The sequence below is a fragment of the Bradyrhizobium sp. USDA 3315 genome, assembly GCF_054056795.1.
Genome location: NZ_JBSRYP010000001.1, coordinates 8,440,441 through 8,464,940, shown reverse-complemented (window position 1 = coordinate 8,464,940; position 24,500 = coordinate 8,440,441). Strand labels below are relative to the sequence as shown.

Genomic DNA, 24,500 nt, shown 5'->3' with positions numbered 1-24,500 from the left:
GCGTTGCAATAAATTGGCAGCAATTCGTAGCCAGTAAATCTACGGGAGCTGGCTGCCCGACAGCCACTGCGGCCGCGGTGAAGCAACGCATCGCGGCTTGGTTAAGCGGGATTTTAGGGAACTCTGTCTACAATTGGCGGTTGGCGGTGTGGGCAATATGACGGTATCGTGGCGTTGGTGGCCCGCGCCGATTTTCGGATGGGTCTCCCGGGGGTTAGTTCGATGAAGGTTGGTCTGTTGGTCGTCGGCGCGGGCCTGGTCGTGGCGGGCTTGGCGGCGATCGGCCTCGGAATTCCAAACAAGGAATTCAGCGTCGGCGGCACGTTGATCGCAACAGGCGTGACCGGCGCATGTACCGGCGTGATTGTTCTGGCCCTTGCCGCCATCCTTCGCGAACTCCAGGCCATGGGCGACCGGCTCGATGCCGTCGTGGCGGTGGGTCTGCGGTCCTTGTCGCCGTCTGCAACTTCCCCGCGCGGCACTCCCGACGATCCGGTGTTCCCGCCGCCTGAGCCGAAGGTCTCGGCGCCTCCGCCGCTGGCTCCAGCGTTCCCGCCATCCGTTCCCGCGGCGCCGCCGCCCTGGCACGACGAGATCGCCTCGCGCGGCGCATCAGGCGAGGTGCCGCCGCCCGCACCGGCGGCCGCGCTCGCGGATGGCGCTGCGCCGCCCAAGCGGCGCAATCTGCTGTTTTCCTCCTCGCGCAAGGAGCGGAGCCAGGGGCGTGCCGCCGAGCCGCTCACGCCGGATCTGTTGTCGCCGGAACTGCGTCCGAATCCGGGTGGTTCGGCCGAACCGGCGTCGGCAACCTTCGACGATGCCTGGCCGAAGGCCGACCGGCCGCGGCCGGTCGACGTCGCCCCGCGGCGCGGCCCCCGGACGCCATCCACCTTCGGCGAGGCCCAGTCGGCCGCCGCCGCCTCGCCGTCGTCGGGCCATCCGCCGCCGCCCCAGGAGCAGCCGCCGGTGACCGTGCTCAAATCCGGCGTCGTCGACGGCATGGCCTATTCGCTCTATTCGGACGGATCAATCGAGGCGCAGATGCCGGAGGGCATGATGCGATTTGCCTCGATCGACGAGCTCAGGTCGCATCTGGAGCAGCGGCCTTAAGATCCGGGCCAATACTTGCGCGCGGCCGGCCCGTAGCCGGAAACGCGGCCGTTGTTGTCAGATTTGCTGCAATTCGTGCATATTCGCAAAGTAGTACGCGATTCCATTAATGTATTGCTGCGCATGGATACTGTCCGGTGGGCGCCGGGCTGCCGATAGCACGGGGAAGATTGAGCCATGTCCGATACGTCAGGCAAAACGCCGGTCGAGCTGACCGCCAACATCGTTTCGGCCTATCTCAGCAACAATCCGACGCCGGCCTCGGACATTCCGAACCTGATCAGCCAGGTCCACTCCGCTTTGCTGCGGGTGTCGAGCGGACGCAACGACACGCCGAGCGAGCCGGCCAAGCCTGCGGTGTCGATGAAGAAGTCGATCACGCCCGAATATCTGGTGTGCCTCGAGGACGGCAAGCGCTTCAAGTCGCTGAAGCGCCATCTGCGCACCCAGTACAACATGACCCCGGAGCAGTATCGCGACAAATGGGGCCTGCCGGCCGACTATCCGATGGTGGCGCCGAACTATGCGGTGGCGCGCTCGCAACTTGCCAAGAAAATGGGCCTCGGCCAGCAGGCGCGGAAGCGGAAATAGGAGATTACGCGGCGGACGCCAGCGCCTCGCGCGCATCGTTCCGGATGCGGTCGACCATCGAGCGCAGGCCGTTGGAGCGCTGCGGCGTCAGATGGTCGCGGAAGCCGAATTCGTCGAACAGCGCGAGCGCGTCGGTGCCGAGGATTCCCTTGGGCGTTTGCCCGGAAAACAGCGTCAGCACGATCGCGACCAGGCCGCGCACGATGTGGGCGTCGCTGTCGCCGATATAGATCAGGCGCGGTTCGCCGTTGGTGGCATCGCGCTCGATCCGCTTCGACAGCCAGACCTGGCTGACGCAGCCCTGCACCTTGTTCTCGGCCGAGTGCTCCGCCTCCGACAACGGTTCGAGCGTGCGGCCGAGCTCGATGACATAGCGGTAACGGTCGTCCCACTCGTCCAGCAGCGCAAAATTGTCCCTGATTTCGTCGATCGTCGTCATCGTGGCCCGCGTCCTGTCCTTGACGGCTTATATAGGAAGGCGGGCCGCGAAAGCGATGAAAATGGAACCGGTTCCCGGCTGTTTTGACGCGTTTTCTTCACGCGAACCGGTGCCTGCCTCGCTCGACAGCGCCTTGGTTTCCGCTCACGGCGTCGGCGGCAGGCGGAATTCGATCGACTGATCCTCTGCGGTCAGCGTGTCGCGGAACGCGGTGGCTGAATCGGTATCGTCCTGGCCGATCGAGCCGGTGTGATCGGGTGGCTTCTTGTCGGTGATGATCTGGTAGAGCTTGCGCGCCCCGTCGGTCGCGCGCTGGCCGATTGCGGTCGCGGCCTGGCCGCCGACCTCGCAGGCGGACGGCTGGCGCTTGCAGAACTGACCCATGTCGTTGATCGTCGCGGTCGCGGCCGACACCGCGTCCGACGCGCTGATCTGCGGCGCCTTGTCCGCTTCAGGTGTTTTGTCTCTCGGCAGCAGCACGAGCACAAGCCCGAGCCAGAATGCCAAACGCAGCAGGAAGAACATGGCGCGATCCCGGTCGTCTGTCTTGTCTTGCTTCTTGCGCGGTCGATGCCGCTATTGGCCTTGAGGGTTAGCATCGGTCGATAAATCGGAAGTATCTGCCTTGAAGTAAATCCGCCGAAAAATCGCGGAAAATTCGCCTGAATTGATTCGCCGTAAATTTTCGATTGATGGCGGCCGACGCGTGCCGGATGCGCAGGATTCGCCGCGTCCACCATTTCGAAACCATAGAATGTCGCATCCGGAAACCAGCCGTTCACCATCCCCGACAAATGGCCGGTGAATAGCGGGTCAAACCCTCTCCAATGCACGGTGTTTGGCGGCAGGCCGCCCAGCCTTAGCGTTCGCTTAAGTTCGCTCTGACACGTTGACCTGCAATCACGAAGGAGGCGTTCCGGCGCGTCTGTGTTGACGATTGAGCCGAAGCGCGAGTGCTGTGAGTAGTTTGAGTCTGATCCGCGATTGCCTGGATGCGCTGCTGCATCCGTCGGCGCAATATGATGCGCTGACGCGTGCGCGCCATCGTGCCTTCATGGCGCCGCGGCTGCTCGGCAGCCTGGCGGCGCTTGCCTCGTTCCCTGCCTTTCTTGCGATGCGCGGTGCGCCGACGGCGATCGAGGTCGCGGCATTCGCCTGGCTGATCGCGCCGATTCTGCTGTCGTGGTTCCTGTCGCGCACCGGCCGCTATGAAGGCGCGCATGTGCTGTCGTCGCTGGCGCTCGCCGGTCTCGTGATGATGATCGCGGCGACGACCGGCGGCATCGCCTCGTTCGCCGCCGTGTGGCTCGTCGTCATTCCGATCGAGGCGGCGCTGTCGGCCTCGCGGCGTGTGGTGGCGTTTGCGTTCGCGCTGGCGATGATCTGCGCGGCGCTGCTGAGCGTGCTCGGCCATTATCATGTACTGCCGGTCGTCGATCCCGCGGTTGCTTCGAACAGCACGCTGGTCGGTTTCGGCGTCGTGTCGGCGATCTTCTACGCCGCCGGGCTCGCCTTCGGTGCGGAGTCGCTGGCGCGCACCAGCGTGGCGCTGCTCTATGTCGAGGAAGAGCGCTACCGCCTGCTCGCGCATAACATGAGCGACGTGCTGTCGCGGCACAGCCGCAACGGCGCGGTGCGCTTCATTTCACCCGCGGCCGAGAACATGCTCGGCGTGCCGGCATCGCGGCTGCTGGGCCATGGCCTGTTCGATCGCGTTCATGTCGCCGATCGCCCGGCCTATCTCACGGCGCTGTCGGACGCCGCGCGCGGTGACTCCCGCAGCGTCGAGTTCCGCGTGCGCCGTGACGGTGCGCGGGGCGAAGCCGTCGCCGAATTCATCTGGGCCGAGATGCGCTGCCGCCCGCTCGATCAGGCCGCCGCCGATGCCGAGGTCGTCGCCGTGATCCGCGACGTGACCGATCGCAAGGTGCAGGAGCAGGCGCTCGAACAGGCGCGCAATGTGGCCGAGCAGGCCGATGCGTCGAAGACGCGCTTCCTGGCCACCATGAGCCACGAACTGCGCACCCCGCTCAACGCCATCATCGGCTTCTCCGAGATGATCGCGCAGGAAGACGTGCTCGGCCTCGACGTGGCCCGCCGCAAGGAATACGCGCAGCTGATCAACGATTCCGGCCAGCATCTGCTGTCGGTCGTCAACGGCATCCTCGACATGTCGAAGATGGAGTCCGGCAATTTCGAGATTTCGCCGGAGCCGTTTGCGCCGCGGCCGGCGCTGCTCAATTGCTGCAATCTTGTGGCGTTGAAGGCGCGCGAGAGTGGCGTCGATCTCGTCACCCGGGTGCCCGACGATCTGCCGATCGTGAACGGCGATCCGCGCGCGTTCAAGCAGATCGTGCTCAATCTGGTCTCGAACGCCATCAAGTTCACCGAGCGCGGCGGTAAGGTCACCGTGTCGGCCGGCGTCGAGGGATCGCGGCTGGTGCTGCGTGTCTCGGACACTGGCGTCGGCATCGCCGCCGATGATCTCAAGCGGATCGGCGATCCGTTCTTCCAGGCCGGCAAGACTTATCAGCGCCGCCACGAGGGCACCGGTCTTGGTCTTTCCATCGTGAAGGGGCTGGTCGGCCTGCACCACGGCGAAATCAATGTGGAGAGCAAGGTGGGCGAGGGCACCATTGTATCGGTCGCGCTGCCGCTGGCGTTCACCCCGCCCGCCGCCGTCGAGCCGTCCAGCAACGTCTCGACCCTGAAGCCCGCGCTGCGTTCCGGACTACAAGAGCAAACCCATCAGGTGAAGAAGAGTGCCTAGACAGACTTTGGATGACGATGAAACGCCGCGCCGTCGCCGCGGCGCCAAGGCAGTGGCCATCGCGGCCGAGGAGGAACGTGGCCTCGTCCTGCGCCTGCTGCTGCACAGTCCGAAGGATCTGGTTGCCGGCGTGCTGGCGACGTCGGCCATCGTTGCGATCCTGATCAATGCGCTGTTCCTGCAGGCCGGCCGTCATCCGTCGCCGATGTTCGGCGGTTCGGTTGTCACGCTGCCGCCGCCGGCCCCGGTTGCCGCGGCCACCAGCCCGATACCGCGCCCGCGTCCGGCCGAGGCCGCTGCCCGATCGATTGAGCCGGCCGCCATGGAGCCGAGCAAGCCCGTCGACGTGAAGCCGGTGGAGACCAGGCCGGCCGAGACCAGGTCCGTCGAAGCCAAACCGGCAGAACCCAAGGTCGAGGCCAAGCCGGTCGATCCGATGGCCAATCTGGTGCTGAAATCGACCACTGCGCCGCCGGCCGCAGCACCGTCCCCGGCCGCCGCGCCGTCCAGCGTCATTCGTCCGCCGGCGTCGATTCCGACACAGCATCTGAGCCCGGCCGGCAAACGCATCGCCGCGGTCCAGCGTACGCTAACGGAGTATGGCTACGGCCAGCTCAAGCCGACCGGCACGATCGGCGCCGATACCCAGCACGCGATCGCGAAGTTCGAACGCGCCCGCAAGCTGCCGGTGACCGGTCAGATGTCCGATCGCCTGGTACGCGAGCTCGGCGCGATGATCGGCCATTCGATCGAGTAGTCGTCTCTCTGCGAAGGCATTGAATGCGTATTCGTCATGCCCGGGCTTATCCCGGGCATTGACGTCTTTGAGACTTGTTGCAGCCAAGACGGGGATGGCCGGGACAAGCCCGGCCATGACGAGTTAAGGCGCATCGCCCAGCAGAACGTCCCTGACCTCGTCGGAGAACAGCTTCCTGCGTCCGGCCACCAGCACCCATTCCGGATCGTCGCGATCCGGAATAGCGCGCGGCATCCCGTGATCGAGCAGGGCCTGCGCGCAACCCACCCAGTCGCCGCCGCTGACCGGCTCGTTGCAGGAGGCCCATGACAAGGAGCCGGACGTGTTGTCGCCGAAGCCGTGCTGCTCGGTCCACTCCGCGCCGTGCTCGAGTAGGAATCGCGTCAGGCCGGCATTGCCGCGGAACACCGCGTGATTGAGCGCCGACGCATCCCAGTCGCCGCCACGCACCGTGATCGGCCAGCCGAGCTCGACCATCAGCCGCACTGCATCGTCGCCGCTTGCCGCGGCGAGCTCCGGAAGCAACCGCAATTGCTGCGGTGAAAGTGAACCCGGAAGATCGGGCCGACCAGCCTGGATTCGCCGCGCCTCGCTCTCGTCACCACTGCTGCACGCCGCGACGAACCGCTCATCATCGGCAAGCGTCTCATCGCCGGTGCGTTCGCGCAGCAACTCGGCGACATCGGTCAGTCCGAACCGCAATGCGTAGCGGTAGGCGCTGAGCCCGCCTGGTGTTGTGATGCGCGGATCTGCGCCGGCGTCGAGCAGTATCGCGATGCAGGTTCGCGACCGCCGCCGGCGGATCGCCCACAGCAACGGCGAGCCGCATTCGGTCAGCGGCGCGTTGCCGGCGGGTTCGTTTGGATTGCCGCCGTGCCGCAGCAGCAGGTCGAGCGCCGCCACGTTCTCGTCATCGAGCACCTTGTACATCGCGTTGGTGCCGGTGATCCGCGCACCATGCTCGAGCAGCAGGCCTGTCGTCACCGAGCCTTCGAGCGAGTGGTAGAGCGATTCATTGTCGTTCGGATTGGCGCCCGCTTCGAGCAACAGTCTGGTCAGTTCGAGATCGTGGTTGCGGCCGGCGGCGCCATAGAGTGCTGACAGCGGATTGCTGTCATCGGGCGCCTCCAGCGATCCCGGCGGCCAGCGGCTGCTGATGTGCTGGTCGGGATCGGCGCCGGCCTGCAGCAGCAGGCGTGCGCAGCGATGCAGCCGCGTCTGAAATTCCGGAATCTGCAACAGGCCGGAATGCGTCACAGCGACCAGCGGCGGCAGTTTGAACGGACCGCCGGGACGGTTGACCCATGCTGGATCGTCGTTGGCGTTGCGTTGCACCGTCTCCTCGTCGCCGATGGCGCAGGCGAGATAGGGATCGTCGGCGACAAGGCCGGGATCCTCGGTGAGCATCCGCGCCGCAACGCGCGGGTTGGCGCGGTCGGTGGTGCCGGCGACGTCCGCGGCATAGACCAGCTGCAGCCATCGCCGCACGCGATCGGCCTTGCTTTTACCAAGCGGCAATTGTGCGTCGACATAGCGCCGCAGGTCCGGCCAGGAGGCGAAGCCGAGATCGCGCGCCACGCAGGACTGCGCATCGTGCAGCCGCAGATCAAGCGCGGCGATTTGAGCGTCGCTGCGCCCGGCCGCAGCCGGAAGCGCATGCCGGAAACGCGCGTAGGCCTCTGGCGCCTGCCGCCGATAAAGGCGAATGAGCTCCTTGGCCTGCTTCTTCAGATGATCGAGATTCAATCGCGCGGGCGATCGGTCCATGGAAACCTCCGTGCATCATCGCCGATGGTCCACAAAACCGGCTGCACAAAGGCTTGGGTGGCCGCTCAATTGATGCAAGTGGGTTCAACCCTTCCCGTGGACCCGGGCGCGGCTTGCACCGCGGATGCAAGGATATGGGTGACGATTGGTTCGGTCAACCCGCCGCGGCGTGACGACATCTGTGACAATTGGACGTGACCGCGCCGCTGGCTTATAGGTCGGCGCATGCGATTGAAAACAAGCATTTGGGTCGCGGCGTATCTGCGCCGCTGCCAGACCGAGGGCGTGTTCGGCGCGGTCCGCAAGAAGGGCGCCGAGGAAGCCGGGGCCGTGTTCGTCAAGGTGGCGCTGATGGACGGCAACGCGATGCTGTATGCGCCGGCGCCGCAGACGGTCTATGACGACAGCCGTCCGGTCGAGCGGCTGTTCGTGCCGACCGCACCACAGCCGGTATCCGAGCCGTCTGTCGAGGAGCGCTTGACCAAGGAGCTCCGCTTCGATCCCGATGCCTGGATCGTCGAGACCGAGGACCGTGCCGGGCGGCACTTCCTCGATCTGGCGAAGGGCTAACTTCCAGACTTCTGATTTCGGACAGCGGGCGCGCTGCCGGGTTGCAACGCGGGGCGCGTCTGCGAGGATGTCGCGCGCACGCGATGGCGCTCATCGTCATAGAGCGACGAGCGATACCTGGCGCGGGCCACCGCCATGGTCGAGCCGCGCCACGCCGCCAGCATCACCAGCGCCGAGCGCTCGCTCAGGCGATCGTAGAGCCGCGACAGCCGATAGACGTAATTGACCGAGGAGCCGGCTTCCGGATTGAGGAACATCAGGATCCGCTGGAACGCGGCGCTCGACACGTCGAGCGCCCGCATCGCGCAGGCGAGCGGCTCGCCGCCGGGATCGTTGACGACGTCCGCGGCGATCCGCGACGGCAGGATCAGCGCCTCGCCGAGTTCGAGCGTGAAGTTATCGAGGTCCTCGGCAAACGCTGCCATCTCCAGGATATGGATCGCGCGCGCGGCGCGCGCGGCCGGGATCCGCGCCGCAGCCTTCAGCGGCGTCTCCTGCAGATTGTGCAGGATCTGCGCGCGCTCCTTCGTGCTGGCGGCAAAGAACATGTCGGAGATTTCGGCGGCATCGTTCGGCCGCATGGCAAGGCTCGCGGCCATCCGTAGCTCGGCTTCGGTCGGGATCTTGGCCGGCATCGCGGAGGGGGCGGGCGCAGGAATTGGTGCGGCCGCCGGCATCGGCTGGTCGGGACCGACCCGGCGCAGCCCGAGCTTGTCCACGATCCGTGCGGGCGTCGCCGGATAGATCGCAAGCCGCGCGCGGACCGCGGCACGCGTCGCGTCGTCGACCTCGTCGATCAGGCGCGTCGTCAACTCGACGAACTGGCGCTCTTCATCGGCGGAGTGGGCGCTCGCCTGCACATAGAGGTCGGTCAGGACGCGCAGCAGCGTCGGGCGGATGTCGACGCCCTCGCGACGGGAGAGCGTCATCAGCCCATCGAAACCAGGAAATAGCGGAGCTGCGCTCATCTCGGGCGTACGCGACTTGCCAGTGAACTTCGGTTTGAAAGCCTTGTGGCAGCGAGCCTACGCAGGCTGTTTTAAGAGGCAGTTAAGGAAAACAAGCCGTGAAGGTGAATGCTCGGATTTGCGCGTGTCTATTAAGGCACAGCGCCATATCCGTAACCGTCCGTACCGGCGGCTTAAGATGTCATTAACCATGCGCGTTCTTAACTCGGCGTGCGCGGGGCAAATCATGTCCGTGCGGGGCCAGAGAGAACGGAACATGGGCACCATCGTTGAGTTTCCGGCGGATGCGGCTGCACGGCGGCCGAGCATGGCCGGTGCTGCTGGCGAAGGCATGGGGACCGTACTGATCCTTCCCGTCGTCCGGATCGAGCGAACGACGGAGGAGACCGGCGGTGGTCGCGGACCGGAGCAGGGCACTGCGCAGGGCCGCCGTCGCCGACGCCGCTCCTGATCGCGGACATCGGGCAATGCCGGAGCTTGTGCAGCGGACCGTCGCGCGGCGGTCACTCCCGGCGCTGATCCTGCTGCTGGCGGGCTCGGCGCTCGCCGGCTGCAGCGGCGGCGATTTCGGCCGCACCCGGGCCGATTTCCGCAACGACGATATGCATCGCTGGATCGGTGCCGAGGCGACCGGCAGCATCGGCAAGAACGCCTCGCAATTCCAGCTCACCGAACACGAACGTCAGCTGCGCGACCTCGCCTATCAGTTCATCGAGCCGCCGCTGTCGCGTCCGGCGTGGAAGAGCGTATTCGGCGACTACCAGCCGCTGCCTTCGCCGTGGCGGCAGAGGGTCGTGTTCGATCGCACCGCCTATGGCCGCAATTTGATCGACGAGCCGCATCGCTCGTTCGCCTCGCGCTATTCGCTGCTGATCGACGAGGTGCGCGACGACATCACCCGCTTCGAGCCGTTCTTCGCCACCGCGATCCAGGTGATCGAGCTCGATCGCAAGCGCAATGCCAGCCTCCACATGATCGCCGACGTGTCGCCGCGCGAGCGGGCCGATGCGGTGGCGCGGATGGAAGAGAACACGCTGATCGTGCAATGGGTCCAGCAGGCCCTTGAGCGGCGGATCTCGTCCTATCGCTGGGCGCTGGAGCGACTGGTGATCCAGGCGCCCGACGGCATGGCCGCCGACGCCGAACGCCAGATCAACGAGCTCGCCCGGCTCACCGCCAATGCGCCGCTCATATCCGCGCCGGTGACAGGCCAGGCCGTGGTGACGAAGGGCTAGTCTAGGCGCGCTTCGTTTTCTTCGCCGTCGATTTGACCCGGCGACTGTTGGCTTGCCGTGGCAAGCTCGCAATGAATGCCTTCAGCGCATCGGAGGGCGGGTGGGCCGAGGGGTAGGCGAGGCCGACCTGGCGCGTCACGTCGATATCGATCGCGCGCATTGCGACATCAGGATTGCCGCGCGCCACGCCCTCGGGGACGATGGCGATGCCGACTCCGGCTGCCACCAGCGCCATCGCCCACTCCTCGGATTCCGCGATCGCCACCGGCTTGCGCGGCGGTGACGTGCGCTTGAAGAATTCCTGCTGCTCGCAATGGCAGCGATCGATCATCGGAACGCCGGCGAAGTCGGTGGTCCGCAGCGTCTCCTTCAGCGTCAGGGGATGCGAGGGCGGCAGAGCCGCGACATAGCGCTCGCTCCACAGCGGGATGAAGTGCTCGCCGGCGCCGACCATGGTCTTGGCGACGATCCGCGCGTCGGCCTTCTCGCTGGCGCCGACCAGCCGGAGCGCAAGATCGGTATTGCCGGTCAACGGCTTCAGCAACGCGATCGTCCGGGCCTGATCGAGCGTCCGCAACAGGCCGAGCGTCAGCGCCTGCTGCGTCGCGGGCTTGCGGAAGAGATTTCGCGCCGCGTCCGCCTCGTCGATGATCCTGCGGGCGATGCCGTGAAACTGCGCGGCTGAGGCGGTCGGGGCCATGCCCTTCTTGTGCCGGATGAACAGCGTGGTGCCGAGCTCGGCTTCGAGATTGGTGATCGCCGCCGAGATCGACGGCTGCGAGATGAAGCAGCGCTTCGCCGCGGCGGTCAGGTTGCGCTCGCGGTAGACCGCGGCGAAGTAGCGGAGTTCGCGGATATCCATAGGCGTATCCTATCACATGGATAGAAAGACAATATTTTACCTATGGAAACGCGAGTGGCAAGTCTGCGCCTGTTACAGCGGAGGACCTGTCATGCGCATCCACCATCTCAACACCGGCACGATGTGCCCGATCGGAAAGCGGCTCGTGAACGGCAGCGGCAGCATCTTCCAGCGGGCGCGGATGATCTGTCATTGCCTGCTGGTCGAGAGCAATGACGGCCTCGTGCTGGTCGACACCGGGATCGGGCTCGACGACATCGGCGACCCGCCGCGGCTCGGACGCAAATGGGTGCGGCAGACGACGCCGCGGCTCGATCCGGCCGAGACGGCGGTGCGGCAGGTCAAGGCGCTCGGCTTCTCGCCGGACGATGTGCGCCATGTGCTGCTGACGCATCTCGACCGCGATCACGCCGGCGGCGTGCCGGACTTTCCGAAGGCCAAGGTGCACGTCGATCGCAAGGAGTACGACATGGCGGTAACGCATCAGGTCACGCCGCCGCAGGGGCGCTACATCACGGCGCAGTGGCAGCACGGGCCGGACTGGGCGTTCTATGGTGCCGGCGGTGAGGACTGGTTCGGCTTCAAGGGCGTGCGCGCGCTCGGCGACCGCGAGCCGGACATTCTGATGATCCCGTTGCCGGGCCACACGCTCGGCCATTGCGGGATCGCGGTGCGCGACAAGGACAGGTGGCTGCTGCACGCCGGCGACGCCTATTTCCACCACGCGCAGCTCGACGCCAGGCCGCGGATCCCGCTGGTGCTCGGCATGTTCCAGCGCCGGGCGGACATGGATCGCGCGATGCGCATCCAGAACCAGGAGCGGCTGCGGCAATTGAAGGCAGCGCATGGCGCCGATGTGACGATCGTCAACAGCCACGATCCCGTCGACTACGAGACCTGCCGCTGCGGCCGGCACGCGCTCGCCGCCAGCTAGCGCTTCCGTGCCGCAGGCGGCGGGGCCGGCACAGGCAGCGGCGGCGGCGCCTCCTGCTTGGCCGCGACCGGCTCGGTCTGCACCTTGCAGGAGGAGGCGGCGAGCGAGGCCTGCGCCTGCGGCATCAGGCCGGGCTCCGGCGCCAGCGCCTTCAGGAGGATCAGGCCGGTTGAGGTCGGCGAGTCGATGATCAGCCGGTCGGCAGCGGTGATTTCCTCGTCCTCCGGCAGCTCGTTGTGCTGCGCTTCCGTCATCAGGTCGAGCTCGATCACCTTCTTGCCGGCGGAGCGGTCGTTGATCGCGTAATAGGCGACCTCGTTGCGGGTGTAGAACGACACCGACGTATAGGCTTGGCTGACCGGTACGGTGAGCTTGAGCGGCCCGGTGGAGAGATCGTAGCGGCAGATCGCCACCGCGAAGGCCGGATCCATCAGCGGCATCGGCGAATGGCTCGGGTCGGCCAGCGGCAGCTGCGTCACCTCGTTGAGCTTGGTCATCGGCGTCAGCCGCGAATAGGCGTCCTGCGAGGCGATGCGCGGCAGCGCCAGCACGCTGACGAGATGCACCACGCCGCCGAGCAGCACGCCTGCGAGGATGGTGAGCAGCACGCGGATCATGGGCAGCCCGTCGTTGCGATCGACGGCATCGGCGCGTCGCGCTGGGTACGGGTCGCGACCCCGACCGGCGTGTCGTAGAGCCGCAGCATCAGCGCGTAGCGCTCGATGCCGCCGGTCGGCAGCCAGTTGCCGGCGCGCGAGCGCGAGGCGATGTGGATCTCGAACGTGCCGTCGGAGGCGCGCATGATCTCCTGGCTGGTGAAGCCGTAGCGCTGCAGCGTGTTGGCGACCAGATGCCCCTTGCGGTCGAACAGGGTCAGTGTCCAGAACCGCGCCGCCGGCGTCACGCCGCTGACCACGATGTCGCAGCGGCCGTCGAGCGGCTTGTTCTTGTCGTCTGTGGTTGCCGAGAACGCGATACCGTCGCCGGTGCCGATCGGCAGCTCGCCACTGCGCGCGATGGTGGCGCGCGAGTAGGGATCGACATCGGAGGTGCCGCTCTTCGGACGCGCGGTCCAGGCACCGATCTTCAGCGTGCCGAGATCGGTGCCGCGGGTCGCCGTCGCGTAGGTCAGGCCGAGGCCGACGGCGGTGGCGATGACGAGTGCCAGCAAAGTGGTGAGGAGGAGCCGCACGTTAGTTCTTGCGTGGCGGTGCCGGTGTCGCGCCGTCCGGCCCGGCCGCGGCAACGTAGTTTTCGGGGAACGCCAGCGCGCTCGAGGACTCGGCCTTGCCGGTCTTCGAGGACTCGTTCAGCGTGGTCTTGCCGGCGGTCCTGGCGGCGTCATCGAGCAGCTTCTCGACCCGCACCAGGATATCCGCGCCGCGCTTGGTCAAAACCGGCGGCGGGCCCGGCTTGGTCTCCAATACGCGCGGCGCCGTGTTGGCCTGGGCATTGGCCTGCGCCGGCTGCGGCGGCAGCTTCTGGCCCATGCCGACGCCGACCAGCTCCTTGACCTCCACGCCCTGATGCGCCGCGACCATGATGTCGTGCCAGGTCTGCGCCGGCAGCGAACCGCCGGTCATGCGGTTGGTCGGCGAATAGTCGTCATTGCCGTACCAGACCGCGCAGGTGAAGTTGCCGGTGTAGCCGACGAACCAGGCGTCGCGATAGGCGTTGGTGGTGCCGGTCTTGCCGGCGGTCGGAATGCCGTCGAGCGCGGCGCGGCGCGCGGTGCCTTCGCTGACCACGTGGCTCATCATGCCCGCCATATCGGCGGCGATGTTCGGCGGAATGGCTTGCCGCGGCTTCGGACCGTCGCGGTCCCAGCGCCAGACCAGGTCGCCGGCGCCGGTGCGCACCTCGAGCACGGAATGCGGCGTCACTGCCTTGCCGCGGTTCGGGAAGGTCGCATAGGCAACCGCGTGCTCCAGCACCGTGACTTCGTCGGAGCCGATCGGCAGCGACGGCGTATCGGGCAGCGGCGCCTTGAGGCCGAAGCGGCGCGCGACCTCGACGATCTTGGCGCGGCCCGCCTTCGGCCCTTCCTTGCCGCCCATCATGATCGAGAGCTTGACCGGCACCACGTTGATCGAGCGGGTGATCGCCTGCGTCAGCGTGACCTGACCCGAATAGGAATGGCCATAGTTCTGCGGGCACCAGTTGCCGATGCAGACCGGGCCGTCCACGATCTTCGAGTTCGGCGTGAAGCCGTTCAGCAGCGCCGTGGTGTACACATAGGGTTTGAACGATGAGCCCGGCTGGCGATAGGCGTCCGTGGCGCGGTTGAACTGGCTCGCACCGTAGTCGCGTCCGCCGACCATGGCGCGGATGCCGCCGTCGAGATCGGACACCACGGTCGCGGCCTGCGTCGCGTGATAGTCGCGCCCGAACTGTCGCAGCTGGTTCTCGATCGCTTCCTCGGCCGCCTTCTGCACGTTCATGTCGATCGCGGTGCGGACCACGAAGACGCGCTCGGTGTAGGATTTCGGGAAGGTGTCGACCAGCTTGCGCATCTCGTCGAAGGCATAGTCGAGATAGTAGTTCGGCGAGTTCTCGTCGCGCCGGTCGACCGCGACCGCGGGATTGCGGCGGGCACCGAACACCTGGCCCTCGGTCATGAAGCCGGCATCGACGAGGTTGTCGAGCACGACATTGGCGCGGGCGCGGGCCGCGGGCAGGTTGATGTGCGGGGCGTATTTGGTCGGCGCCTTGAACAGGCCGGCGAGCATCGCGGCCTCCGCGAGATTCACGTCGCGCACCGACTTGTTGAAGTAGAAGTGTGCCGCGCCGTCGACGCCGAAGGTGCCGCCGCCCATATAGGCGCGGTCGAGATAGAGCTTCAGGATCTCGTTCTTGGTGAGCCGCGTCTCCAGCCAGATCGCGAGGAAGGCTTCCTTCACCTTGCGCTCGATGGTGCGCTCGTTGTTCAGGAACAGGTTCTTGGCGAGCTGCTGGGTGATCGACGAACCGCCCTGGCGGACGCCGCCGGCCTGCGCGTTGGTGACCAGCGCGCGGGCGAGGCCCGGCACGTCGATGCCGAAATGGTCGTAGAAGCGGCGGTCCTCGGTCGCGAGCGTCGCCTTGATCAGATTGTCCGGAAAATCTTCCAGCGGGATCGAGTCATTGTGCTTGATGCCGCGGCTGCCGATCGGGTTGCCGTAGCGGTCGAGGAACGTCACCGCGAGGTCGGACTTCTTCAGCCAGTCCTCGTCGGCGGTCTCGCGGAAGGCGGGGATCGCGAGCGTCAGCATCAGGATCATGCCGCCGAGCCCAAGGGTTGCGGCCTCCGACAGGGGCTCGATGAACACCCAGCGCTTCCAGCGGCCGACATAGAAGCGGTCCATGAAGGTGGAATAGCGCTCGTAGAGCTCGCGCAGGCCCTTGCCCGACGAGAACAGCGTCGAGTCGATACGCGCATCGAGGTCCAGGAAGAAGTTCCGGACCCTCTGTTTCCAATGCGACGGCATGATCTGAAAGGACCGGACCCTTGATCAGTTCGACAGCGCTGCGGGCGCCCAAACCCGGCACAGGGCAGCGTCTTGCTTCGATGTTGCGGCAATCCCAAGGCGCTTTTGCGTCGATGGGGACTCGTTCGTTGTTCTATCCGAGCGGCTGCCATAAACCAATGGCGCGGCTTGTGAATTTAATGGGAGCCCTAACGCTGCCCACCGGCTTTTTCGACCCCGCAATACCACCCCCTTGCGCAAGCGTTGCCGGCATCCCAAGAAGAGTTGCACCGCCACTTCAGGGATATCATGACCGCACCGCCCAAGCGCCCGTCGGACCAGGAGGGATTCTTCTGGAAAACCAAGACGTTGGAAGAGATGTCCAACGCCGAATGGGAGAGCCTGTGTGACGGCTGCGCACGGTGCTGCCTGGAGAAGCTCGAGGACGAGGACACCGGCAAGATCTATTTCACCCATATCTCCTGCAAGCTGCTCGATTCCGGCCTCTGCACCTGCAAGGACTACCCGAACCGTTCCGACCAGGTTCCGGATTGCGTCCGCCTGACGCCCGAAAACGTCCGGACGCTGAACTGGCTGCCGCCGAGCTGCGGCTACCGGCTGGTGGCCGAGGGGCGGGACCTCTATTGGTGGCATCCCCTGATCTCGGGCGATCCCAACACCGTCCATGAAGCCGGCGTCTCGGTGCGCGGGCGGGTGGAGGGTACCGAACTCGACGTCAACGACGCCGATCTCGAGGATCATATCGTGCGATGGCCGGCTCTGCTGCCGAAACGGGCACAATTGAAGAAGCGGCCGAAAATGCTGGGCAAGACGACCAAAGCGTGACGTCGTCGCCGCGTCCGCGATCACGTCACCGCGAGAACATCGCGGCGGGATGCACCCATGCGCTGGGGTGCCTGCCTCAGCATTCAATTGCTGCATAAATTGCGAAGTAGAGAATGATTCCATCGCGGGACGCGCCCGCGCAGCAGCATTACGCCTCAAATGAACAAGTATGAACGGCAGAGCCGGATTCCTGCCGACCAAGAGACATTGCCCGACGACATTGCCGAAGAGCTGTCCCGCCTTCCGAGCGAGGTGATCGAACTCAGCGAAGCGCCGCCGTTGGCGCCGCCGGCACCGCTCAATCCGGACGAAGTCCGCACCATTGTCATCAGCCTGATGCTGACGATGTTCCTGGCCGCGCTCGACCAGACCATCGTCGCGACCGCGCTGCCGACGATCGGGCGCCAGTTTCACGACGTCACCAATCTGTCCTGGGTGATCACGGCCTATCTGCTCGCCTCCACCGCGGTGGCGCCGGTGTTCGGCACGCTGAGCGACATCTATGGCCGCCGCGTCATGATCATCACCTCGCTCAGCCTGTTCGTGGTCGGCTCGGTGCTGTGCGCAATCGCGCCCAGCATGACGATGCTGATCGTCGCCCGCGGCCTGCAGGGGCTCGGCGGCGGCGGCATCATGCCGGTGGTCCAGACCGTGATCTCCGACGTGGTGAGCCCGCGCGAGCGCGGCCGCTATCAGGCCTATTTCTCAAGCGTCTGGATGGCCGGCGGCATTCTCGGCCCGGTGGTCGGCGGCGTGTTCGCCGAGCATCTGCACTGGTCGATGATCTTCTGGATCAACCTGCCGCTCGCGGCGGCGGCGCTGGCGCTGCTGCTGCCGAAGATGGGCAAGATCCCGGTGTTCCACCGCAAGCGCAAGGTCGACTGGCTCGGCGGCATCCTGCTGATGGCCTCGGCCGTCGTGTTGATGCTGGTGCTGACCTGGGGCGGCACCCGTCTGTCCTGGCTGTCGCCGACCATCACCGCGATGGTGGGTGCCTCGATCGCGCTCGCCGGCGCCTTCGTCTGGCACGCGCGCCGCGCCGACGAGCCGTTCCTGCCGTTATCGCTGCTCGGCGGCTCGGTGGTGCCGTTCGCGATGGGGGCGGGCGGCTGTGCGCTCGGCGCCATGGTCGGCCTCACCGTGCATCTGCCGCTCTATTACGAGGTGGTCTATCATCTCACGGCCAGCGAGGCCGGCCTCGCGCTGATCCCGCTCGCGGCGATCTCGACCTTCGGTGCGGCGATCGCCGGCCGGACCATGGCGAAGGCCAAGCACTACAAGCGCGTCGCCATCGTCGGCACCTCGGTGGCCGCGATCTGTGCCGTCGGCATGGCGGTGACGACGCTGCCGCTGTGGGGATTATTGCTGTTGATGAGCGTGTTCGCGCTCGGCCTCGGCACCACATTCCCGATCAGCGTGGTGTCGTTGCAGAACGCGGTGGCGCGGCCGCAGGTCGGTACCGTGACCGGCGCGATGAACTTCTTCCGCGCGATGATGGCCTCCTTCACGGTCGCCGCCTTCACTACCATCCTGCTGATGACGCTGGGGACCGACATCTCGCTCGCCGGCGAGCATCATGCCGCCTCCGCCGGCACCGTCAGCGCGATCCCGATGGCCGACATGATCCATGCGTTCCGCTACGTGTTCGGCGCCGCCGCCGTGCTGCTGACCACCGCCTCGATCTGCATGATCACGATGGAAGAGCGCCCGCTCGCTGGTCCCGCCGCCCACCCGCCGGCGGAGATGGCGGAGTAGAGGCAGTCGCCTCATACACCGCTGTCGTCGCCGCGGCGGATGTTGTGAATCGGACTCGTCGTTCCAAATCGCGTAACAATGAGCATCCGTGGTTGTGGGTCCCCGCTTTCGCAGGGATGGCACTGAGCTTGTCGCACGGCCAGCGGGCAACAATCCGCGTTCTCGCGACATGAATTGCCCGAGCCGTGCTTTTCGTTCCGCTCTCTCCGCTTCGCTCGCCCCGCGTAATTTGCGCAGCGGGGAATGACGATCTGAGCGATCGGTGCACCACCACTTTATTCCCCCGCTGCCTCATGTTTGTTCATTTGGTGAGCGCCGACCCACTACTTTAGTCGCCGTCCTTGCATGGCGATCTGCGCGCAGTTTCACTTGCTGCGCATTTTGTCGCGGCTATAGTCGCGCCCCAAGAGCTCGAAGCAGCCGAAGAAAAAGAGGAGAGAAACAGGGTGACAAGAACATTGCGACTCCCCGTGCACGCGATGCAGAAACTTGCAGGAGCGGCCGTGTTGGGCCTGTTGGCTGCGGCGCCGAGCGGAGCGCTGGCTGCCGACACCCTCAAGATCGGCGTGATCGCCGAAGCGCAGGCGATTGCCGGTGCATCGATCCCGCAGGCGGCGCAGCTGGCCGCCGACGAGATCAATGCCAAGGGCGGCATCGACGGCCGCAAGATCGAGATCGTCAGCTACGACAACCACTCGTCCTCGGCGGATTCGGTGCGCGCGTTCCAGCGCGCGGTCAACGAAGACAAGGTCAACGTCGTCATTTCGAGCTACATCAGCGAAGTGGTGCTGGCGCTCGAGCCCTGGGCTTCGCGCCTGAAGACGCCGTTCGTCACGCCCGGCGCCGCCTCCAACGAGATCAGCAAGAGCGTCCACGCCGATTACGAGAAGAACAAGTACACCTTCCACGGCTACCTGACCTCGGCCGCGCTGGCGCTGTCGGTCTGCGACGCCGCCAAGGAGCTGCTGGTCGATCAGAAGCACATGAAGACCGCGGTCATCATGAGCGAGGATGCCGCGTGGACCAAGCCGCTCGATGTCGGCTACGAGGAGTGCCTGCCGAAGATCGGGCTCAAGGTCGTCGACCATATCCGTTTCTCGCCCGACACCACCGACTTCACGCCGATCTTCAACAAGGTCGAAGGCTCCAAGCCCGACGTGATCATCACCGGCATCTCGCATGTCGGCGTGCAGCCGACGGTGCAGTGGAAGAACCAGCAGGTGCCGATCCCGATGTTCGGCATTTCCTCGCAGGCGACCAACGAGACCTTCGGCAAGGACACCAACGATGCGGCGGAAGGCGTGCTGTATCAGGGCGTGTCCGGCCCGAACGTCGCGGTGACGCCGAAGTCGGTGCCGTTCGCGGAAGGCTTCAAGAAGCGCTACGGCAACTATCCGTCCTACGCGGGCTACACCGCCTATGACGAGGTCTACTACATCGCCGATGCGGTGAAGCGCGCCGGCTCGGTCGAGGCCGACAAGATGGTCGATGCGCTGGAGAAGACCGACTGGGAAGGCACCATCGGACGCGTCCAGTTCTACGGCAAGGACGATCCGTTCACCCACTCGATCAAGTACGGCAAGGGCCTGATCACCGGACTGATGCTGCAGTGGCAGGGCGGCAAGCAGGTCGCTGTCTGGCCGAAGGAGGTCGCCAAGAGCGATCTCAAGTTCCCGAGCTTCATCAAGGTCACCACGAACTGACTGATGATCATGCTCCCGGGCCCACCCGGGAGCATCCCTGTTCGGTTCTGTGTCCTCCACAACAGGCAGCCCAGCTGCCGCGGCCAATCTGAGATGCTTGCCTTACAAATCCTGATCGATGGCTTTGCCATCAGCGCGCTCTATGCGCTCGGCGCCACCGGTTTCACCCTGATCTTCGGTGTCTCCGGCGTCCTCAACCTCTCCCACGGTGCCATCATGGTGGCCGCGGCGGTCGCGGCCTGGGCCGCGGCCAGCGTGCTGCACCTCGACATCTACACCGGCGCGCTGTTCGGTGTCGGCGTCGCGCTGATCGTGTCGTTCGCGACCTATTTCGCGGTCGTCAAGCCGATCCAGAATTCCAGGCGGATCCCCAACGAGGAGAAGGAAATCTTCGTCCTCACCGGCACCCTGCTGTGGGGCATCATGATCCAGGAGCTGATCGCGTATTTCTTCACCAACAACGCCAAGACGGTGCTGCCGATCGTCGAGGGTGTCGTCGATATCTTCGGCAACCGCACACCGCGCAACAATATCTTCACCGCGCTGGTCTGCTGCCTCGTGATCGGCCTGCTGTGGCTACTGGTGAACCGCACCAGGACCGGCAAGGCGGTACTGGCGGCCTCGATGAACCCGCGCGGCGTCACGCTGCTCGGGCTCGAGCTCACCCAGATCTACATCGTGGTGTGGGGCATCTACGGCATTCTCGCCGGCATCGCCGGCGTGCTGCTCGGCATGTTCCTCGGCGTCAGCTCCTACAGCGTCGGGCCGCTGACCGCGAGCGCGTTCTCGATCGTCGTGCTCGGCGGCCTCGGCAGCGTGTCGGGCTCGCTGATCGCAGCCTTCGTCGTCGGCTATCTCGAGACCATCACGGCCTACATGATCTCGCCGGCCTATCGCACCATTCCGGCGCTGCTGCTTCTGGTGTTCGTGATGTATATCCGGCCTCAGGGCCTGCTCGGGAGGCGCTGAGATGGCCAGCTTCTTTTCCTCGCGCCTGTTCTTCATTTCGCTGGTCTGCGTGGTGGTCGCCGCGACGCTGCCGTTCTACGTCTCGGGCTACATCCTCGGGCTGCTGACCGTCGCGTTCTATTTCGGCGTGTTCGCGATGGCCTGGGACCTCTTGTTCGGCTTTGCCGGCGAGGTGAATTTCGGCCCGACCTTCCTGATCGGCACCGGCGCCTACACTGCAGGAATTCTCAACAACCAGTTCGGCTGGTCGGTCTATCTCTGCATCCTGCTCGGCGCGCTGGCGTCGGTCGTCGCGGGCTTCGTGCTGGCGCTGCCGGCGCTGCGGGTGAGAGGACCGTATTTCGGCCTGACCACGCTGGTGGCGGTCTTGATGCTGCAGAACTTCGTCGTGGTGTTCGCCGATCTCACCGGCGGCGAGATTGGGCTCACCATCCCTGACGTCATCACCATCAATGCCGGCGCCAATTACTGGATCGCGCTCGGCTTCATGACCGTGAGCGCGGCCATCCTGTACGGCCTGTCGCAATCGCCGGTCGGCCTCGTGCTGCAGGCGAGCGGGCAGGATCCGGTGCAGGCCGGCGCGCTCGGCTTCAACATCGTCAAGCACAAGCTCGCGGCCTTCATCGTCAGCGCCTTCTTCTCGGGACTGTCGGGCGCGCTGCTCGTGTTCTACTTCGGCACCGCCTCGGTCGGCACCGTGGTTGACGTTGCGGTCGGCGTGAACGTGATCGTCTCCGCCGTGCTCGGCGGCCGGCGCACCGTGCTCGGCGCCGCATTAGGCGCGATCTTCCTGATCGTCGCCGGCGAATTCCTGCGCCCGACCGGCGAGCTTGCGACCTTCATCGTCTCGGCGGTGGCGCTGCTCGTCGTCCTGTTCTTCCCCGGCGGTTTCCTCGGAGCGGCCCTGTCACGCGAGGCGCGCTCTTAAATGGATCAGACTGTGACCACAGCAACGCTCACCGTCCGTGGATTGACCAAAAGATTCGGCGGCCTGACCGCCGTGAAGAATCTCTCGTTCGACCTGCATCCCGGCGAGATCCTCGGCCTGATCGGGCCGAACGGGTCGGGCAAGTCGACCGCGATGAAGAGCGTGATGGGCATCGAGCGTCCGACCGCGGGCGAGGTGCTGTTCGAGGGCGAGAACGTCGCCGGGCTGCCTGCGCACAAGATCGCGCGCAAGGGTTTTGGCATGGTGTTCCAGCACTCGCGGCCCCTGAACCGGCAGACTGTGCTGGAGAACATCATGGTCGCGCTGTTGCCCGACAGCCTGTTCATGCTGTTTCCCGACAAGGCGCTGACTGAGCGCGCCAAGTGGATCGCCGAGCGCGTCGGGTTGGGGGCGGTGATGGACCGCCGCCCGCCGACGCTGCCGTTCGCCGACCTGCGCCGGCTGGAATTGGCCAAAGCGATCGCGCGCGACCCCAAGGTCGTGCTGGTCGACGAGCCCTTTGCTGGTCTCACCAGCGCCGAGGTCGGTACCTTCTCCGCATTGATCCGCAGCTTCCGCGACGAGGGCCGCGCGGTGATGCTGGTCGATCACAACGTCAAGAGCGTCGCGGCGCTGGTCGACCGCGTGCTCGCGATGTATCTCGGCGAGGAGATCACGACCGGCCGAGCCGAGGACGTGATGAAGAACGAGACCGTGCGGCGGGTCTATCTTGGCGGCGCGATCGAGACCCACGCGCGGCCCGAGACCTCGTTCAAGGATAAGGTGCCGCTGCTGCAGGTCGAGAATGTCAGCGTGCATTACGGCAAGGCGCAGGCGCTGGAGAACGTCTCGATCCACGTCCATGAGGGCGAATTCGTCTCCGTCGTCGGCCTCAACGGCGCCGGCAAGACCACGCTGTTCAACACCATCTCGGGCTTCCTGCCGTATACCGGCGAGATCCTGCGCGGCGGGCAGCCACTGCGCGGCACGGGACCCGCGAAGATCGCTCGCTCCGGCCTCGTGCAATGTCCGGAATCGCGCGAATTGTTCGGCGAGATGACGGTGCGGGAAAATCTCGACCTCGGCGGCCAACATCTCGACGACGCGGCGCGGGCCAAGCAACTCGCCTGGCTGTTCGAGCTGTTCCCGATCCTGAAGGAACGCCAGGGCCAGATGGCGCAGACGCTGTCCGGCGGCGAGCAGCAGATGCTGGCAATCGGCCGCGCGCTGATGATGCAGCCGCAGATCCTGATCCTGGACGAGCCGACGCTGGGGCTTGCTCCTGTTATCCTCGAGCTGCTGTCGAAGGCGCTGGAGAAGCTGCGTCAGACCACCAAGATCACGGTGCTGCTGGGCGAGCAGAACGTGACGTTTGCGCTTCCGCATGCCGACCGCGTCTATGTGCTGGAGCACGCGCGGATCGTCTGGGAGGGCGATCCGGGCCGGTTCGCCGCGGAGGCCGGCAAGGACTTTCTCTGACGTTCGCAGTTTGAAAAGAAGAAAGCAAAACAAGGGAGATCATGATGACGGCATATTCAACCGCGACCCGCGTGAGCCTGTTGGCCTCGGTGCTCGCGCTCTGCCTCGCCGCGCCGGCCTATGCGCAGTCCAAGGACCCGATCAAGATCGGCATCATTGCCGAAGTACAGTCGATCGCGGGTGCGGCGACGCCGGGTGGCGCGCAGATCGCAGCCGACGAGATCAACGCCAAGGGCGGCGTGATGGGCCGCAAGATCGAGATCGTCACCTACGACAACAAGAGCTCGTCGGCGGACTCGGTGCGCGCCTTCCAGCGCGCGGTGAGCGAGGACAAGGTCTCCGCCGTGATCGCGAGCTACATCAGCGAGGTCGTGCTGGCGCTCGAGCCGTGGGCTGCGCGGTTGAAGATGCCGCTGATCACGCCCGGCGCCGCCTCGAACGAGATCACCAAAGCGATCCACAACGACTATGAGAAGAACAAGTACACCTTCCACGGCTACCTGACCTCGGCCGCGCAGGCGCAGCTGGTCTGCGACGCGGCCAAGGAGCTGTTGGTCGACCAGCTCAAGTTCAAGTCGGTCGCGATCATGAGCGAGGACGCGGCCTGGACCAAGCCGCTCGACGTCGGCTACGAGGCCTGCCTGCCGAAAGCGGGCCTGAAGGTGGTCGAGCACATTCGCTTCTCGCCCGACACCACCGACTTCACGCCGATCTTCAACAAGATGGAAGCCGCCAAGCCCGACGTGATCGTCACCGGCATCTCCCATGTCGGCGTGCAGCCGACCGTGCAGTGGAAGAACCAGCAGGTACCGATCCCGATGTTCGGCATCAGCGCGCAGGCGCTGAGCCCGACCTTCTGGGGCGACACCAACGGCGCCGCCGAGGGCGTGCCCTCGCTCGCGGTGGCGACGCCTGATGTTGCCGTCACGCCGAAGACCAAGCCGTTCGCGGCGGCGTTCAAGGCCAAGTTCGGCACGCCGCCGGCCTATACCGGCTACACCGCCTATGACGAGGTCTACATCATCGCCGAGGCGATTCAGCGCGCCGGCTCGACCGATCCGGACAAGATGGTGACCGAGCTCGAGAAGACCGACTTCGAGGGCACGATCGGCAAGATCCAGTTCTACGGCAAGAACGACGAGTTCACTCACGGCATCAAGTCCGGTCCGGGCGCGGTGACCGGCCTCGTGTTCCAGTGGCAGGGCGGCAGGCAGATCACGGTCTGGCCGAAGGCGATCGCCGAGGGCCAGATGAAGTTTCCGAACTTTGTGAAGCTGTCGCAGTAGCAGACGTACGCGCCGTCGTTGCGAGGAGCGTAGCGACGAAGCAATCCATTTATCCCGGCGTGGAGGGGTGGATTGCTTCGCGGAG

23 protein-coding genes are annotated in these 24,500 nt (G+C 65.7%); 15 read left to right on the top strand and 8 right to left on the bottom strand.

Going from position 1 to position 24,500, the window contains the following annotated elements; translation table 11 throughout:
• The first annotated feature begins 222 nt into the window (after positions 1-222).
• Positions 223-1,110 carry a DUF308 domain-containing protein gene (locus ACVIYL_RS39680; RefSeq protein ID WP_456781128.1) on the top strand — a complete coding sequence of 296 codons (888 nt, stop codon included), beginning with the start codon at positions 223-225 and terminating at the stop codon, positions 1,108-1,110.
• 177 nt (positions 1,111-1,287) lie between these two features.
• Entirely contained in the window at positions 1,288-1,701 is a 414-nt protein-coding gene (locus tag ACVIYL_RS39675; RefSeq protein WP_057015640.1) for a MucR family transcriptional regulator, read from the top strand.
• A 4-nt stretch (positions 1,702-1,705) separates the two neighbouring features.
• Here ACVIYL_RS39675 and ACVIYL_RS39670 read toward each other — a convergent pair whose 3' ends face one another.
• Both ACVIYL_RS39670 and ACVIYL_RS39665 read right to left on the bottom strand, forming a co-directional pair.
• The gene (locus ACVIYL_RS39670; RefSeq protein WP_456781127.1) at positions 1,706-2,140 is read right to left on the bottom strand and encodes a SufE family protein; all 435 of its coding nucleotides are present in this window, start codon (positions 2,138-2,140) and stop codon (positions 1,706-1,708) included.
• 144 nt (positions 2,141-2,284) lie between these two features.
• A complete protein-coding gene (locus ACVIYL_RS39665) occupies positions 2,285-2,665 on the bottom strand; it encodes a DUF5330 domain-containing protein (RefSeq protein WP_316394540.1) in 381 nt (126 codons plus the stop codon).
• Between the two features lie 433 nt (positions 2,666-3,098).
• Here ACVIYL_RS39665 and ACVIYL_RS39660 point away from each other — a divergent pair, with 433 nt between their 5' ends.
• Together ACVIYL_RS39660 and ACVIYL_RS39655 are read left to right on the top strand one after the other, a co-directional pair.
• Positions 3,099-4,910 carry a PAS domain-containing sensor histidine kinase gene (locus ACVIYL_RS39660; protein WP_253609530.1) on the top strand — a complete coding sequence of 604 codons (1,812 nt, stop codon included), beginning with the start codon at positions 3,099-3,101 and terminating at the stop codon, positions 4,908-4,910.
• The gene (locus tag ACVIYL_RS39655) at positions 4,903-5,667 is read left to right on the top strand and encodes a peptidoglycan-binding domain-containing protein (protein ID WP_253609529.1); all 765 of its coding nucleotides are present in this window, start codon (positions 4,903-4,905) and stop codon (positions 5,665-5,667) included. Before ACVIYL_RS39660 ends, ACVIYL_RS39655 begins: the two co-directional genes overlap by 8 nt.
• Before the next feature lie 123 nt (positions 5,668-5,790).
• Here ACVIYL_RS39655 and ACVIYL_RS39650 read toward each other — a convergent pair whose 3' ends face one another.
• Positions 5,791-7,434 (bottom strand): ankyrin repeat domain-containing protein, encoded by a 1,644-nt coding sequence (locus tag ACVIYL_RS39650; RefSeq protein WP_456781126.1) that lies wholly within the window; start codon positions 7,432-7,434, stop codon positions 5,791-5,793.
• 225 nt (positions 7,435-7,659) lie between these two features.
• Here ACVIYL_RS39650 and ACVIYL_RS39645 point away from each other — a divergent pair, with 225 nt between their 5' ends.
• On the top strand, positions 7,660-8,004 hold the full coding sequence (locus tag ACVIYL_RS39645) for a DUF1491 family protein (protein ID WP_016841837.1): 345 nt from the start codon (positions 7,660-7,662) through the stop codon (positions 8,002-8,004).
• On the opposite strand, the gene ACVIYL_RS39640 is transcribed toward ACVIYL_RS39645, so the two are convergent.
• A complete protein-coding gene (locus tag ACVIYL_RS39640) occupies positions 8,001-8,933 on the bottom strand; it encodes a DUF2336 domain-containing protein (RefSeq protein ID WP_456781125.1) in 933 nt (310 codons plus the stop codon). The two genes, ACVIYL_RS39645 and ACVIYL_RS39640, sit on opposite strands and share 4 nt — an antisense overlap.
• A gap of 295 nt (positions 8,934-9,228) precedes the next feature.
• On the opposite strand from ACVIYL_RS39640, the gene ACVIYL_RS39635 reads away from it, so the two are divergent.
• Entirely contained in the window at positions 9,229-9,423 is a 195-nt protein-coding gene (locus tag ACVIYL_RS39635) for a hypothetical protein (RefSeq protein ID WP_024579523.1), read from the top strand.
• Between the two features lie 16 nt (positions 9,424-9,439).
• Positions 9,440-10,207, top strand: a complete 768-nt coding sequence (locus ACVIYL_RS39630; protein WP_038379546.1) for a hypothetical protein — start codon at positions 9,440-9,442, stop codon at positions 10,205-10,207.
• Position 10,208: 1 nt separating this feature from the next.
• Here the strand turns inward: ACVIYL_RS39630 and ACVIYL_RS39625 are convergent, their stop codons facing one another.
• On the bottom strand, positions 10,209-11,069 hold the full coding sequence (locus tag ACVIYL_RS39625) for a LysR family transcriptional regulator (RefSeq protein WP_456781124.1): 861 nt from the start codon (positions 11,067-11,069) through the stop codon (positions 10,209-10,211).
• 91 nt (positions 11,070-11,160) lie between these two features.
• Between ACVIYL_RS39625 and ACVIYL_RS39620 the strand changes: the two genes are divergently transcribed.
• Positions 11,161-12,003, top strand: coding sequence for an MBL fold metallo-hydrolase (locus ACVIYL_RS39620; RefSeq protein ID WP_456781123.1), 843 nt, complete (start codon positions 11,161-11,163; stop codon positions 12,001-12,003).
• Here the strand turns inward: ACVIYL_RS39620 and ACVIYL_RS39615 are convergent.
• Genes ACVIYL_RS39615 through ACVIYL_RS39605 form a run of 3 tightly spaced genes read right to left on the bottom strand, consistent with a single transcriptional unit; the run spans position 12,000 to position 15,470 of the window.
• Positions 12,000-12,620, bottom strand: coding sequence for a DUF1254 domain-containing protein (locus tag ACVIYL_RS39615; RefSeq protein WP_057020197.1), 621 nt, complete (start codon positions 12,618-12,620; stop codon positions 12,000-12,002). The genes ACVIYL_RS39620 and ACVIYL_RS39615 overlap by 4 nt on opposite strands.
• Positions 12,617-13,195, bottom strand: a complete 579-nt coding sequence (locus ACVIYL_RS39610) for a DUF1214 domain-containing protein (protein WP_016841830.1) — start codon at positions 13,193-13,195, stop codon at positions 12,617-12,619. Before ACVIYL_RS39610 ends, ACVIYL_RS39615 begins: the two co-directional genes overlap by 4 nt.
• Before the next feature lies 1 nt (position 13,196).
• Entirely contained in the window at positions 13,197-15,470 is a 2,274-nt protein-coding gene (locus ACVIYL_RS39605; RefSeq protein ID WP_253609526.1) for a transglycosylase domain-containing protein, read from the bottom strand.
• 288 nt (positions 15,471-15,758) lie between these two features.
• Here ACVIYL_RS39605 and ACVIYL_RS39600 point away from each other — a divergent pair, with 288 nt between their 5' ends.
• The 7 genes from ACVIYL_RS39600 (at position 15,759) to ACVIYL_RS39570 (ending at position 24,415) form a co-directional block, all read left to right on the top strand.
• Positions 15,759-16,295 (top strand): YcgN family cysteine cluster protein, encoded by a 537-nt coding sequence (locus tag ACVIYL_RS39600; RefSeq protein WP_016841827.1) that lies wholly within the window; start codon positions 15,759-15,761, stop codon positions 16,293-16,295.
• 159 nt (positions 16,296-16,454) lie between these two features.
• On the top strand, positions 16,455-18,050 hold the full coding sequence (locus tag ACVIYL_RS39595; RefSeq protein WP_456781122.1) for an MDR family MFS transporter: 1,596 nt from the start codon (positions 16,455-16,457) through the stop codon (positions 18,048-18,050).
• 479 nt (positions 18,051-18,529) lie between these two features.
• A complete protein-coding gene (locus ACVIYL_RS39590; protein ID WP_076833190.1) occupies positions 18,530-19,753 on the top strand; it encodes an ABC transporter substrate-binding protein in 1,224 nt (407 codons plus the stop codon).
• 93 nt (positions 19,754-19,846) lie between these two features.
• Complete coding sequence (locus ACVIYL_RS39585) at positions 19,847-20,722, top strand: branched-chain amino acid ABC transporter permease (RefSeq protein ID WP_018270667.1); 876 nt, start codon at positions 19,847-19,849, stop codon at positions 20,720-20,722.
• Position 20,723: 1 nt separating this feature from the next.
• Positions 20,724-21,650, top strand: coding sequence for a branched-chain amino acid ABC transporter permease (locus ACVIYL_RS39580; RefSeq protein WP_057020202.1), 927 nt, complete (start codon positions 20,724-20,726; stop codon positions 21,648-21,650).
• Positions 21,651-23,129: an ATP-binding cassette domain-containing protein gene (locus tag ACVIYL_RS39575; RefSeq protein WP_028331621.1), complete on the top strand. Its 1,479-nt coding sequence runs from the start codon at positions 21,651-21,653 to the stop codon at positions 23,127-23,129. It begins immediately after the preceding gene.
• 41 nt (positions 23,130-23,170) lie between these two features.
• Entirely contained in the window at positions 23,171-24,415 is a 1,245-nt protein-coding gene (locus ACVIYL_RS39570) for an ABC transporter substrate-binding protein (RefSeq protein WP_456781121.1), read from the top strand.
• Positions 24,416-24,500 lie beyond the last annotated feature (85 nt).